This is a genomic window from Mycolicibacterium gilvum (assembly GCF_900454025.1).
Lineage (GTDB): Bacteria > Actinomycetota > Actinomycetes > Mycobacteriales > Mycobacteriaceae > Mycobacterium > Mycobacterium gilvum.
On sequence record NZ_UGQM01000008.1, the window covers coordinates 36,757 to 50,603 of the forward strand.

Consider the following 13,847-nt stretch of genomic DNA (forward strand, 5'->3'; position numbering starts at 1 on the left):
ACAATGAGCGAGGTACTTCTTCACCACGTCGAGTGCGGCCCCGTGCAACTGCTCAACAGCGCGCCGACACCGGCCACAGTGCTGGCCAGCCCGCCCGGACCTGACGGCGCCGACCAGCTATGCATTCAGCTGGCGACACCCGTTAAGCACCGCCTCCCTGCGGGCGCGTCGGACGCCGACTACCCGCCGGGCCAACGCGGCCGAGACGCACACGGGCCATTCCTGTGGATCTACTACGCGGCTTTGCATCCCCGCGTCCCCGGGACCGACCTTGCAAAGCCTGCCCTCGATCTCCCCGTCGACGTCTCCTACATCCTCGACCCCAGCATCGGCCAGGCTGACGTCCTCGATGCCACGAAGATGGTGTGGGTCGCCACCGCGTTCCTGGACCACTCCCCCACACCGCTGCCATCATGGCCAGACCTGGAGGACCTCGAACCAGGCATCCGCACTCCCGGCGGCCCGCCGCCTTACGAGGCCCTAGAGCACCGCATTGAGCACGCCTTGGCGCAACTGACTGTGGTCGCCAGGATTTCGGCAAGGCGGACCCTCCCCCGCCCGCAGTTCCAAGCATTTCCCGCAGTCGATGCCTCCGGCGCCGCCTATACCGTCGATGCGGACGGCTCTCTCCACTATCGGTGCATGGATGTCCTGACCGGCCAGCCAGGCACGCGTCAAACTGTCGACGCCGACGAGTTGCTGTACTGGATCGTCGACGACGCGGCCCGCGCGATCGCCTGGAATTTTGCCTACCGCTCCCCCGCCGCGCGCGGCGCCGACGCCGACACGCTCAAGGCGACCGTGGCCCTGCCATTGTGGGCCGCCTTCGTCAGTGCACTCGACCCGCGGTGGGGCTCGAAGACACAGGCCACGATTGACGCTCTCCTGCACAACTCTAAACCCACCCGACGCGTGAGCTAACGACCAAATGCGCAGGTGAGGGACGCGACGGCCCAAGCGCTGCACGGTCATTTTCTAGGGTTGATCCCCAGCACGAAAGTCGTGCATAAGGGAAGGAAACCCGACGTGACCATGAAGACTCGTACTTCGAAGATTCTCGTTTTTGATGTCGCTCCCAGCCGCTTGATGGAGATGAGCGTCGACTACTACCGCGAGTGCCAGATCGCGGGAGCCGGCAGCGTTGAGGTCGACGTCGCCGATGATGACACCACCATCGTCTCCGCGACCCGCTACCTGCCCGCCGACGCCGACGTTGCCGCGGTCGTCCACGACGGCGTTCTCCAGGTGCTCTGCACGCGCGCACACCGCGCCCCGATCGTCATGTGCGAGTTCCCTGAGTGGACGAACTACACCGTGCACCGCTCGCGCCGGTGAGCCGTGCATGCGCCCTCTCATGTGAACATCAAGCGGAGACATCGACTGGCGTTAGCAATGCGCCGAACGGTGTCTCAAGAACCGCGATAAGGTGTTGACCGACCCCGACGACTTGTGGGCTGAGTATTGAGTTCGGGCCTGTTCACTGTCATTGACCCGTCCCGGCGTTTCCGGAGACTTCCGATCTTGGGAGGATCTGAGTTATGGGACGTGTCAGCAAGTACCCCGAGGAGCTGCGTGAGCGCGCGGTACGCATGGTCGCTGAGGTGCGCCCGCAGTACCCGTCCCAGTGGGCGGCGATCACCGCGGTCGCGGGCATGTTGGGGATCGGCACCCCGGAGACGTTGCGGACCTGGATCCGCCGCGCGGAAGTCGACACCGGCCAGCGCCCAGGGGTCACCTCTGAGATGGCCGAAGAGAACAAGGCGCTGCACAAGGAGATCGCCGAGCTGCGTCGGGCCAATGAAATCTTGAAAGCAGCGGCGATTTTCTTCGGGGCCGAGCTCGACCGGCCCGGGAGACGGTGATCCGGTTCATCGCCGAACACAAGGACCATCAGGTGACCGGCCCCGACGGTGGGGCAGGGTTGCGCTGGGGTGTCGAGCCCATGTGCGCCGTGCTCTCGCAGCACGGTGTGTCGATCAGTCCGTCGACCTACTACGAGTGGATCGCTAAGACCCCGACGCAACGGCGGGTGCGTGATGCCGAGTTGGTGGAGATCATCACTGCGGCCAGGGAAGACAAGAAGAAAGGTCGGTTCGTTCAGACGCTCGGGTCGCGCAAGTTGTGGATCTGGCTGCGCGGTCAGGGTCACGATGTCGCCCGCTGCACGGTGGAGCGGATCATGCGCGAGAATGGTTGGGAGGGTGCGCGGTACGGGTCCAAGCATAAGACCACCACTGCCGATGACAGTCACGTGGGCTATCCCGATCTGGTCGATCGCCGCTTCTATGCTGCAGCGCCAAACCGGTTGTGGGTGGCCGACTTTACGTAATGGGAGAGTCGGGCTTTGTTCCGACACGCAGGAGGCGAACCGGCAGGGGTCACTGAGATTTTACCGATCCGGGCGCAGTCTGGTTGGTGAGCTGCCAGCAGGTGATCACTGCATGTGATGACACGGACGCGTCAGAGATCTCTACGTAGACGGTGACCCTGCCGGTCCGCCCACGAGTTAGGTGATCGGCTTGTGAGATGCCGCGCCACCGAGCGCTGTCCATTAGGTCGCCGCACCAAACTCGAGCTCGATACGGAGGAGAACTCGACACGAACGGAGACATGTCACATGAAACTGACTTGCGGGGTCGATTGGGCCGAGGCGCATCACGACATCGCGTTGATCGACGAGGGCGGGGCTGTGGTTGCGCGTTCCCGGATTGATTCTGGCGCAGCCGGATTCAACTGTCTACTGTCGCTAATCGGCGAACATGGCGGGAGCGTCGAGGACACTCCCGTGGCGATCGAGACCGATAAGAATCTCCTTGTCGTGGCGTTGGTTGAGGCCGGGTTCACGGTATACCCGATCAACCCTCGCGCGGTGGCGCGCTACCGGGAACGCCACTCACAGTCCGGAGGCAAGTCAGACCCCGGAGACGCCGCTGTGCTCGCGCATATCCTGCGCACCGACCGGCACATGCACCGCCAGATGCCGGCGGTCAGTGAGCACGGCCGAGCTGTCAAGGCGTTGGCCCGCCAGCACCAGGAAGCGATCTGGGCGCTGCACCAGACGGTTAGCCGCCTGCGGTCGGTGCTGCTGGAATTCTATCCGCAAGCCTTGCAGGCATTTCCGAACCTCAAACATAAGGCGGCTTTGAGTGTGCTGGCCGCTGCACCGGCCCCGGCGGCCGGTCAACGGCTGACCCGCCGTCGAGTGATCAGTCTGCTGCAGCGGGCCGGGCGCGGCAATCATCCCGAATTAGTCGAGCAGATCCTCACCGATCTGCACACCCCGGCGTTAAGGCAACCCCCACGCGTCGAGGCGGCCCTCGGACACACCGTGTCCGGTCTCATCGCCATCGTGATCGCGATGGCACGCGCCGTCGAGGACCTCGAAGCCGAGCTGACCCGCCAGTTCGAGCTGCATCCACAGGCACAGATTCTGCGCTCAACACCGGGCCTCGGTCCGATACTGGCCGCCCGCGTGTTGGCCGAGATCGGCGACGATCCAGCGCGATTCAACGATGCGAACAGTCTGCGTGCCTTCGCCGGTACCGCGCCGGTCACGATCGCATCAGGCCGTTCGCGCTACGTCAAGGCCCGGAAGGTTCGCAACAAGCGGCTCGGCGATGCCTGCCATTGGTGGGCGTTCTCGATGCTCACGAAATCCTCGGGAGCCCGTGAGCACTACGACAAACGCCGCGCTGCCGGCGATCGCCACAACGCCGCGTTGCGCAACCTCGCCAACAAGCTGCTCGGACGCCTGTGGTGGTGCCTGGCCAACAACGCGCCGTGGGACGACGCCGCCGCCTGGCCCCACCGAGCCGAGCACCCGCATCCCGTCGCCGCTTGACACCTCACTGGCGTGGGATGTCTACGTATCGACGTGGATGGGGTTCGTCTACGTGGCGTTCGTCATCGACGCCTACAGTCGCCGGATTCTGGGGTGGCGGGCCGCCCGATCGATGACCACCGACCTGGTCCTCGACGCCGTCGAGCATGCTTTCTTCACTCGCGCCCAGAACGGCACCACCAGCCTGCACGGGTTGATTGCTCACAGCGACGCGGGCGCGCAAGGCGGATTCAACTGGTCGTCGCAACACCTTGACCGTGGAGGTGTTCAGCAGTGGCGACGAAGGACTGGGCCGCGAAGACGAGTGATGTGCCCGAGGGTGCGCGTCGGCAGTGGCGTGCGGATCGAGCGTTGCGTCCGCCGATGCGGTCGCCCGGGCGGCCTGAGCCGTCACGGGCGGTGCAGCGGCAGTTCTGGCGTCTGATCGCGACGGGTATCACCTCGGCCGAAGCGGCGCTGAAGGTGGGCGTGTCCGTGCCGGTCGGAACCCGTTGGTTTCGCCACGCTGGCGGCATGTCACCGATCTCGCTTGTCGTGCCCACCGGCCGCTACCTGTCCTTCGAGGAGCGCGAGGAGATCGCGCTGCTGCGCGCCAAGCAGATCGGCGTTCGTGAGATCGCGCGCAGGATCGGCCGCGACCCGGCAACGATCTCCCGCGAACTGCGCCGCAACGCGGCCACGCGCAGCGGGAAGCAGGAGTACCGGGCGTTGGTGGCGCAGTGGAAGGCTCAGCAGGCGGCGAAGCGACCGAAAACGGCGAGGCTGGCGACTAATGACAGGCTGCGCGAGTACGTACAGGAGCGGCTCGCGGGAACGTGCGCCGGCCGGACGGCAGTATCGTCGTCGGGCCGGGGGCGCCCGCGTGGAAAGGGCTGAACAAGCCGCACCGGCAGGACCGGCGGTGGGCGACCGCGTGGAGCCCGGAGCAGATCTCGCACCGGCTGAAGGTCGACTTCCCGGATGATGAGTCCATGCGCATCAGCCACGAGGCGATCTACCAGTCGCTGTTCATCCAGGGCCGTGGTGCGCTCAAACGCGAGCTCGTCACTTGCCTGCGAACCGGCCGCGCGCTCCGCCAGCCACGGGCTCGAGCGCAGAACCGCCCGCAAGGGCATGTCACCGCGGACATCGTGTTCTCTCAGCGCCCCGCGGAGGCAGCGGACCGCGCCGTCCCCGGACACTGGGAGGGCGATCTGATCATCGGCACGGGCCGTTCCGCGATCGGCACGATCGTCGAACGCAAGAGCCGCTCGACCCTGCTGGTGCATCTGCCGCGGCTGGAAGGCTATGGCGAGATACAGCCCGTCAAGAACGGTCTCGCGCTGGGCGGTTACGGCGCCGTCGCGATGAACGCCGCGCTCATAGCGTCAATGACGAGGCTTCCCGAACAGCTCCGGAAGACGCTCACCTGGGACCGCGGCAAAGAACTCTCCGGCCACGCCCAGTTCGCTCTCGAGACGGGCACGAAGGTGTTCTTCGCCGACCCCCACTCGCCCTGGCAACGGCCGACGAACGAGAACACCAACGGGTTGCTGCGTCAGTACTTCCCGAAGGGCACGGACCTTTCACGGTGGTCCGCGGAAGACCTCGAGGCAGTCGCTCTCGCGCTGAACAACCGACCCCGCAAGAGCCTCGCCTGGAAGACACCTGCCGAGGTGTTCGACGAGCAGCTACGCTCACTCCAACAACCCGGTGTTGCAACGACCGGTTGAACCCAGGCAATACACCTCGGTGGCGTTCACCCAGCGGCTCATCGACGAGGGTGTCGATCCCTCGGTCGGATCGGTCGGTGACGCCCTGGATAACGCGCTGGCCGAGACCACGGTCGGGTCGTTCAAGAACGAACTCATCCGCCGGCAAGGCCCGTGGCGTGACGTCAATCAGGTCGAACTTGCGACCGCCGAGTGGGTCGTCTGGTTCAACACCGAACGCCCGCACGAGTACCTCGACGACTTCACCCCCGAAGCCGCTGAGGAGTTCTATTACGATCACAGACGCACCCCACCAAAGGCAGGGTGATTCAACGAACGCAGCCTCCGGAAACGCCGGGACGGGTCATCACGCCATGGGGCCACCCTTCGGGGGCGGCCCCATTTTGGTGTCTCAGATCTAGAGAAACGAGGTCGATCAGTTCTTGTCTCAGGTGGAGGTGTGTAGCGGCGATCTAGGGCCGGTGGCAAGTTCGGCGGCGGGTGATGCGGATCGGTGGAGATGACTAGGTGTCATTGCTGGTTTGGGCGTGACGACCGGCGGTGGGCGCGGTGCTGAGCGCGGCGGTGGCGGCTAGGGCAGTAGCGAATACCAGTAGCGCAGGGGTCAAGGTGGCCGCGGCGGCGAGGGCGCCGACGAGTAGTGGCCCACCGGCATCTCCGAGTTCGCGGCCCACTTCGGCAGAGCCCATGGTTTGGCCGAGCCGTTCAGCGGGAGTGGACGCGGCCAGAGAGGCGAACCCGATCGGGGTGACGACGCCTACGCCAATGCCGATCAGTACGGCAGCGCTGGCCAGGCCCATGATTCCTGGTATCACCACCGCCGCGCACCCGGCGGCAGCGAGCAGTAGGCCGGTTGACAACCCGGTGCGGTCCCCGATGCGCCCGTCATCGCGAGCGCGCCCAACCCCGGGCTGAACTACGGCGGTCGCCGCTGCCAACACCGAGACGACCGCTCCGGTGAGAAGTGGGCTGAGGCCGCGGCTGGCGCCGATGACGGGGAGGAAGCCAACACCGACCGATAATGCGGCGGTGGCCGCGGCTAGTGCGAGGGTCGGGCGCAGAAAGCCCGGGCTGGCGAGTCGGCGGCCCAGGTCGAGTACCGTCTGGCGGACCCGCGGCAACGGTGCCACCCCCGGCACCATCAGCAGCGCCCACGCTGCGACCGCCGTTCCTAGTGTGGCGAGCGTGGCGAAGAGCAGGGTGTAGCCGCCCCAGGTGATGAGCACCCCTCCCAATACCGGTCCCAGGGTGTAGCCAAGTCCTTTCCAGGCACCGTAGCGACCGAAGCCGCGGCCTTGCTGCCCCGGCGCGGTTAGCCGCGACACCAATACCCCGGCGGCAGGTGAGAATGCTGCTGCGGCGGCGCCCTGAGCGAATCGGGTCACGCCCAACCAGGCAGGATCTCCAGCGATGACGAAGGCAGCGGATGCCGCGGCGAAGGCGAGCAGTCCGCCGAGCAGAACTGGGCGGGCGCCAATGCGATCGGCCAACGATCCGAATACCGGTTTGAGGATGACTTCGGCTCCGTCGTAGATGGCCAGCAGCAGGCCCAGGGTGAGCAGCGATGTGTACGGCCCGTCGATATAGCCGCCCAAGGTGGCGGCAATGCTGTGAGCGCCGAATGCGGTGACGAATCCCGCCGCGTACAAAGGCAACAACTGAGTTCGGGTCCCCCCGAGGCCTGTATCGGCAGAGTTGGGCGTACTCATGCCGGTGACAGTGGGTTTGTGCCGGCGGTGGCGAGTGTCATAGCTGGTGCAACGCGGTGAAAACCCGCTCGGTGTAGTCGGCGAGGCGTTCGATGCAATGCTTGAGCTGCTGGTTGGCCTCGGTCACCTCGGGGGCGCCGAATACATCACGCGCGGTCAGTTCGCGGTGCCATCGACGCAGTCGCTCTAGGCTGTGTTCTTCTTCTTCGAGCTCAGCGATCGTGAACTTGGCGATTCGAATCTCTTTGTCGATTTCGGCGTCGAAATTGGCGCAGTCGGAGATGAACTCAGCCCACTCCTCGCTCCGTTCAGCGGTGAACAAGGCTTCCAGACGCGCAGCGTCGGATTCATTGCGTCCGGACGCGGCCAGCACCGTCACCTCGCCGTCACCGCGTTCAGCTAGCTCTTCGGTTCGGGCGATTCCATCGGCGAATACCGGGGCATCGGGCACCGCCCATACCCCCTGCCCCAACAGGGTGGCCCCAGCGCGCCGCAGCTCGCGCCACACCGCGACTCGGTGCCGCGAAGGCTCCGCAGGCATTCGTACCACCAGAACCAACCATCGGACCGATGTCTCTGCCACATCTAAAAATGTATCAGCGGTTACATTCGGGCGGCGACCACACCCCCGGGTCGCATTAACGCCGGTCTCAGTTCAAAAAGAAACGAGGCCGATCACATCCTGTCTCATCTGGAGTCCCCGTCCCTTTGACGCCGGAGCGGCCCGGCCAGGCCCTGCCACCAGACTCGATCACGCCCATCACGGAGCCTCGCTGAGGATGTGACAGATGCGGGCGTCGGTGCAGTTCAAAGGATTCAGCGTCCGGCTGCGGTGAAGGAGTCGACGCAGTTCTGTTGCTAGCGATGCCAGCTCTTGTTGGCGCTGTGTTATGTCGTCGAGCTTGCCGCTGAGTAGCGCGTGTACGTGCTCGCAGGGTGCCGTTCCGTGGTCACGAAGGTCCACGATGCTGGCGATATCGTCCAGGGTCAGTCCGGCGGCTTGTCCGGCGCGGATGAAGTGCAGTCGGGTGATCGCAGTGCGGTCGTAGCGCCGGTAGCCATTGGTGCCGCGGCGAGGTGCTGGCAGTAGTCCGCGTCGTTCGTAGAAACGGATGGTCTGCGGCGATAGATCCACGGATCGTGCCAGCTCTCCGATCAGCATCCTTGCCACACTAATCCTTGACCTTGTACTGCACTGCAATGTTTAGCGTGACCTCATGACTTGCAAACGTGTGCACCGAGGGGCCGGTTGCGGTGCGATCACCCAGGTGGGGCGATGACTGCCCGCTTCGATTTGATCGTGATCGGTGCCGGCATGGCCGGTATCGCCGCCGCCAATAAGTGCGCCGCCCAGGGCTGGCGCGTGGCGATCGTCGACGCGTTGCCCTACGGCGGTACCTGCGCGCTGCGCGGATGCGACCCGAAAAAGATCCTGCGCCGTGGCGCCGAAATCATCGACGCTTCCCAACTGATGCGCGGAAAAGGTATCGACGATGGCCAGATCCGCATCAACTGGACCGATCTGATGCGCCACAAACGGGGCTTCACCGATCCGGCACCAGCGAACATGGAAAACGACCTACGTCGCCACGGCGTCCAAACACTGCATGGTCAGGCCCAGTTCGTAGACGCCCATCAGATCAGCATCGGAAACGACTCCCACCACACAGACCGGGTCTTGATTGCTACTGGAGCGCGGCCCCGACCGCTGCAGTTCCACGGAAACGAACACCTCATCGACAGCACCGAGTTCCTCGAATTGGAGGTTTTGCCACCGCGAATCGTGTTCGTTGGGGGCGGTTACATTTCTTTCGAGTTCGCCCACATCGCCGCCCGGGCGGGCAGCCACCCGATCATCCTCGATCACGGTCCGCGCCCACTGAAGGGGTTCGACCCCGATCTAGTCGACCTGTTGATCGCCGGCGGCGACGTTGCCGGAGTTCACGTGCAGCCGTCCACCACGGTCACCGCTGTACGTGCGACGGCGTCCGGATACCAAGTCCAGGTCGATCAGGATGGAACTCTTACCACCATCGATACAGACTTGGTGGTTCACGGCGCCGGACGCGTCCCCGAGCTGGCCGAACTCGACCTCGACCGTGCTGGCATCGCGTGGTGTGAGCGAGGAATCAGTGTGGAGCCGTACCTGCAAAGCACCACACACCCCGGCGTCTACGCCGCCGGGGATGCCGCAGACACCGCCGGCCCCCCGTTGACGCCCGTGGCCGTCATCGAAGGCAAAGTAGCCGCCTCCAACATGCTCAAAGACGCCAGCACCGTGCCCGACTACACGGGTATCCCGTCGGCTGTATTCACGATCCCCGAACTGGCGCGCGTTGGGTTGCTCGAAACAGAAGCCCGCGACCTGGGATTGAAGATCGACGTGCGCTACACCGACGCCAGCACCTGGTATTCGAGCTACCGCCTCGGCGAAGATACCGCCGCAGCCAAGATCCTCGTCAATAAGGACGACGACCGAATCGTGGGCGCACACCTGCTCGGACCGGACTACACCGAACACGCCAACATCGTGGCCCTGGCCATCAAACTAGGCCTCACCACACGCCAGCTCAAGACAACCACCGCGGCGTACCCCACCCTGGGCTCCGACCTCGGCTCGATGCTCTAAGCGGCCGCTATTGAGCCCACGCCCGACGGAAGACGAAAAGCGACGTCCCATGCTGTCTCGTTTCTAGAGAAAAGAGACACCATCGGTGCTGCATCGCTATCACCGCGTAGTCGCAGGTCGCGCTGTCTCATTTCTTGTCTCACCACGCGTATCTCAGACCCTCAATGTCGGAGCTCGATGAGACTGTGGTGGCGCGACAACGATCCTTGGGTATGCGCGGGTGAGCACCGCGGGCCAAGACCTCGATGGACAGCCGATCGCACTTGCAGTCCAGGGCGTCGAATCCGGCCAGGTTTTCACCGACAAGCTCTCAGGTGCTGTGAACACCGACAGACCGGGCCGGGCCGCCCAGCTGCACTACGCCCGCGAGGGCGACACCGTGGTCGTCACCGCACCTGTTGCGCGCCTTACACGAAGGCATAGATACCGACACACCTACAGGCCGCGCGGTGGCCGCCATCATGGCCACCCGGCGGAGCTGCCGAAGTTGGATCCCGACCCGCACCGTGCAGTGCAGTGCAGTGCATATTCCTGCTGGCCACCGCGGTTAATCGACTCCGAAACGACGCCGGCACCGGCCACGGACGACCTGGACCACCACGCAAGACCAGCGAACTGAGCGCAGCAGAGGCCCGCCTCGTCGCTCACGCGACCGCACTCGTCGCAGGAGCGTTGCTCGACAAACTCGACGGCGGCTGAGGCGCTACCTGGGGTTGTGTCTAAACTGTGGTGTCCCGGGCATCGAAGTGCCGAATACCGCCAACGAGGTCGATCAGAACAACCCGGATCACGCCCCCGACGTTAGCGCGAGAGGCCCTGTGCTCTAGGCATGCACGTATTCCAGCCACAAGGCGCTTAGTGGACCTACAGACGTTCGCGACGTTCGACGGACTACGTGAGGGCTGCCGGACCGGGCCTGGTGTTGGATTCGCCGCCGTGAGGGCCACGGGGCGTAGCTGGCGTCTCGAGCCGCCCCACTACTGCCAAGTCGCACCAGAGGAGCGACTGAGCCTAGTTCCGCTCCCCTCCCCCATAGTGTCGCCACGGCTGTCCCGGCAATTCTTCGCTCTGGTAATTATCCATGAAGTACTGGCGGGCATGGCCGACGCTTCCGAGCGGTGCGACGACGCTCAAGGGTTGCGTCCGGAATGGTTCGCCGCTTTCTTGGCCGACCGAGGTACGCGTAAGCCGTCGGTGCACACGATGAAGGCTTATCGTCAGGATTTCGACGCGATCGCGACTCTGATCACAGGTCGCGCCGATGAGGTGGCGCGGATGGCGTTGGGCGACATCACCACCGAGTCGATGCGTACCGCGTTCGCCCAGTACGCCCAGTACGCCCAGACCCATGAGGCCGCGTCCATTCAGCGCTGCTGGTCGAGCTGGAATGTGTTGTGCACCTTCCTGTACACAGCGGAGTTGATCGGGGCCAACCCGATGTTGCTGGTGGGGCGGCCCAAGCTCGCGAAGACTCTGCCCAAGGCGTTGCCGACGGACTCGGTGGTCGCGCTGTTGGCGGCACTGGAGGCAGATCCGCAGCCGCGGCGGCGCAGCGACTGGGTCGAACGCGACCGGGCCCTCATTGTGACCGCCCTGCTGGCGGGGTTGCGTGCCGATGAACTGTTGCGCGCCAATGTGGGGACCTTCGCCGCACTGACGCCGGCGCGGTGGTGCATGTCCGCGGAAAGGGCGGGAAGGATCGCCGGGTCCCGGTCGATCGGTGTTGGTCGACATCCTCGAGCGTTATCTCACCAGCCGCACGCTGCGGTTCCCTGCCACGACCAAGCGCCGCTCCCCCGGCACGGGACTGGCCGCCTGGCCGGCCAACGCACCACTGTTCGTCGGTGCGGACGGTGAGCGGATCTCCCGCGGCACCTTGCAGTACCGGGTGCTGCGGGCGTTTCGCCGCGCCGGAATCGACGCCGGCCGTGCCCGCGGCGCTGCGCTGGTGCACGGGTTGCGCCATACCTTCGCCACCGAGCTCGCCAATTCAGAGGTCAGCGTCTATACGCTGTGACGCTGCTCGGCCACGAATCGATGGTGACCTCGCAGCGCTACGTCACCGCGGCAGGCGTCGAAACGCGCGCTGCCGCAGCTCAAAACAAGCTCTACGCCCTCCTGCAAGACGGACACTGACACGACTGATGGGTCACGACACCAGTGCGCCAACTCCTCGGCGTCGGACCGAGACGATCATGTGTCCCACCGACTTCGCGCCAACTAGGCCGGCAATGCGCCTGGCACACCACGGTTGGTCCGGTTCGCCCGGCCGTGGAGCCGCTGAGGAAGCCTGTGGGGACAGCCGGTGAGCAGGCGCTCTTGATGGCCGCGTCGTCGGTCACTGCGATCCTTCAGGGCGGGTGGGCGCCCGTGGAGAGTTGTGCTGTTGGCATCACCGGCGCGATTGTCGCTGGCATCGGCGACCGCCTGCTCAGGCGTGCGAGGTGAGCGCCACCGCAGCCGAATCCGCCACCTGGTGGGACGGTGTCCACGCCATGCCGCAGACCCCGATCCGCGATCTGGTGCCAGCTTTGACCGAGGTCGCTGACCAACCCGTCCCGTACGGCTGGCTGCCGGCCCGTGCCCGCACGGTGTTCGGCGAACAGCTCACGACCTGGTCGGACTTGGCCGATGAGACGATCTCGTCATTGCTCGATCGACCCAAGGCCGGGATCGGCACGGTGCGTGCCATCATACTGGCTGCCCGCGACGCTGCGATGTCTCGGTCGGCCCCGGCTGAGACCACGGCGGACGCGCCGAGCGCTATCGGCAGGCTGCTGGACCGCTTGAACCGCTACGACTACACGGTGTTGGCGGCGCGCGGCTGGGCGCTACGCCCCCTCTCGGTGAGCGCGACCGCCGAACAACTCGGGGTGGCCCCGGTCAACGTTCACCGTAACCAGCCCCGCGCGGATCGCCGGTTGCGCGATCTGCTCGCCGACCCCGCCCACGTCGCGGTTCTCGACCACGCCCAACGGCTGCGCCGCCGGCTTGGACCCCTGACCCGCGAGCACACCGCCGAGGGTGCCCTCAACGATCTCGGCCTCGATCTGGGCACCGCCGCCGGGCAGCTGCTGCTGCACGTCGCTGGCCCGTACACCTGTGTCCAGGGGTGGCTGGAAGGCGCACAGGCTGACGGGTTGGCCACGGTCACCGCGACGCTGGACGCGGCGTTCGAGCGCTGGGGCGCACCGACGGTCGACATTGTGCTTCGACAGTTCGAGCACATCGGCGTCCCGCGCGACACCGCCATCGACTTCATCGAAAGCCAGCCCGGGCTGCGCCGGGTCGACGGTCGATGGGTGCGCTGGGGTTGCAGCGTCGCCGCCCGGGCCGAAGCCGCTCTGCATCTGGCCGGCACCCCGCTCTCGGCGCCGGCCATCACCGCCGTCATCGGCGGCGACTACCTGCAACGCTATGTCCGCGACGTGTTGAACTCCGATCCGCGCTTCACCCGCGCCACGCGGCTGACGTGGGCGCTGTCCCGCTGGGGCGTCGAGCGCTACACCGGGGTGTTTTCTGAGATCGCCGCCCGCATCGACGACGCCGGCGGCGCCGTTGACATCAACGCCCTGGTCGAGGACATGGCGGCGGCGTTTCCTGATGTCGCTGAAACCTCGATACGCACCTACTTGACGACCCCTGGTTTCGTCACCAGCCGCAACATGGTCCGTCGTCGAACCCCCGCCGACGGGTGGCCGCCTGTTCCGCCACCGACGACGATCCGCGGCACGTTCCACAACGGCCGCAACGAGATCCGTGTCGCAGTGCCAGTGACCTTCGATCTGCTGCGTGGATCCGGACAGAACGTCGCGCCCGCGGTCGCCACCGCACTGGGCGTCCATCCTGGCCACCGGCGGGTCTTCACCGGCAAGCGCGCGACGGTCAGCCTGTTCTGGCCGTTGTCATCCACCAACGGCGCCAAACTCGCATCGCTGCGTGCGCTGGCCACAACC

12 protein-coding genes and 5 pseudogenes are annotated in these 13,847 nt (G+C 65.6%); 14 read left to right on the top strand and 3 right to left on the bottom strand.

All coding sequences use genetic code 11. The annotated features are described in order from the left end of the window. Positions 1-3: 3 nt before the first annotated feature. The 7 genes and pseudogenes from DYE23_RS30155 to DYE23_RS30185 form a co-directional block, all read left to right on the top strand. Complete coding sequence (locus tag DYE23_RS30155) at positions 4-921, top strand: hypothetical protein (RefSeq protein ID WP_115329320.1); 918 nt, start codon at positions 4-6, stop codon at positions 919-921. 111 nt (positions 922-1,032) lie between these two features. Continuing rightward, positions 1,033-1,335 (top strand): hypothetical protein, encoded by a 303-nt coding sequence (locus tag DYE23_RS30160; protein WP_235660714.1) that lies wholly within the window; start codon positions 1,033-1,035, stop codon positions 1,333-1,335. Positions 1,336-1,538: 203 nt separating this feature from the next. Beyond that, positions 1,539-2,326: pseudogene (locus DYE23_RS30165) on the top strand (IS3 family transposase); the annotation flags it as partial. Positions 2,327-2,617: 291 nt separating this feature from the next. Continuing rightward, on the top strand, positions 2,618-3,841 hold the full coding sequence (locus DYE23_RS30170; RefSeq protein ID WP_115329321.1) for an IS110 family RNA-guided transposase: 1,224 nt from the start codon (positions 2,618-2,620) through the stop codon (positions 3,839-3,841). 22 nt (positions 3,842-3,863) lie between these two features. Further along, positions 3,864-4,265 (top strand): annotated as a pseudogene (locus DYE23_RS32050) (DDE-type integrase/transposase/recombinase); the annotation flags it as partial. Beyond that, a pseudogene (locus DYE23_RS30180) lies at positions 4,205-5,553 on the top strand (IS30 family transposase). The pseudogenes DYE23_RS32050 and DYE23_RS30180, both read left to right, overlap by 61 nt. Positions 5,554-5,560: 7 nt before the next feature. Continuing rightward, positions 5,561-5,860, top strand: a pseudogene (locus DYE23_RS30185) (integrase core domain-containing protein); the annotation flags it as partial. 196 nt (positions 5,861-6,056) lie between these two features. Here the strand turns inward: DYE23_RS30185 and DYE23_RS30190 are convergent. The 3 genes from DYE23_RS30190 to DYE23_RS30200 form a co-directional block, all read right to left on the bottom strand. Then, entirely contained in the window at positions 6,057-7,262 is a 1,206-nt protein-coding gene (locus tag DYE23_RS30190; protein WP_051444579.1) for an MFS transporter, read from the bottom strand. A 37-nt stretch (positions 7,263-7,299) separates the two neighbouring features. Then, the gene (locus tag DYE23_RS30195) at positions 7,300-7,803 is read right to left on the bottom strand and encodes a Chromate resistance protein ChrB (RefSeq protein WP_051444578.1); all 504 of its coding nucleotides are present in this window, start codon (positions 7,801-7,803) and stop codon (positions 7,300-7,302) included. A gap of 219 nt (positions 7,804-8,022) precedes the next feature. Continuing rightward, entirely contained in the window at positions 8,023-8,424 is a 402-nt protein-coding gene (locus tag DYE23_RS30200; RefSeq protein WP_036460033.1) for a heavy metal-responsive transcriptional regulator, read from the bottom strand. Positions 8,425-8,538: 114 nt separating this feature from the next. On the opposite strand from DYE23_RS30200, the gene DYE23_RS30205 reads away from it, so the two are divergent. The 7 genes and pseudogenes from DYE23_RS30205 to DYE23_RS30225 all read left to right on the top strand — a co-directional run. After that, positions 8,539-9,891: a dihydrolipoyl dehydrogenase family protein gene (locus DYE23_RS30205; RefSeq protein WP_036460031.1), complete on the top strand. Its 1,353-nt coding sequence runs from the start codon at positions 8,539-8,541 to the stop codon at positions 9,889-9,891. A 220-nt stretch (positions 9,892-10,111) separates the two neighbouring features. After that, positions 10,112-10,361: pseudogene (locus DYE23_RS30210) on the top strand (recombinase family protein); the annotation flags it as partial. A gap of 46 nt (positions 10,362-10,407) precedes the next feature. Continuing rightward, positions 10,408-10,590 (top strand): abortive infection family protein, encoded by a 183-nt coding sequence (locus DYE23_RS30215; protein WP_163886446.1) that lies wholly within the window; start codon positions 10,408-10,410, stop codon positions 10,588-10,590. A 399-nt stretch (positions 10,591-10,989) separates the two neighbouring features. Continuing rightward, on the top strand, positions 10,990-11,748 hold the full coding sequence (locus tag DYE23_RS30220; protein ID WP_308207181.1) for a site-specific integrase: 759 nt from the start codon (positions 10,990-10,992) through the stop codon (positions 11,746-11,748). 19 nt (positions 11,749-11,767) lie between these two features. Then, complete coding sequence (locus tag DYE23_RS31875; protein ID WP_308207180.1) at positions 11,768-11,908, top strand: tyrosine-type recombinase/integrase; 141 nt, start codon at positions 11,768-11,770, stop codon at positions 11,906-11,908. Further along, a complete protein-coding gene (locus tag DYE23_RS31880; RefSeq protein ID WP_308207179.1) occupies positions 11,905-12,027 on the top strand; it encodes a hypothetical protein in 123 nt (40 codons plus the stop codon). Before DYE23_RS31875 ends, DYE23_RS31880 begins: the two co-directional genes overlap by 4 nt. 308 nt (positions 12,028-12,335) lie before the next feature. After that, positions 12,336-13,847: hypothetical protein (locus DYE23_RS30225; RefSeq protein ID WP_174905255.1), on the top strand; the 1,512-nt coding region annotated here is incomplete at its 3' end.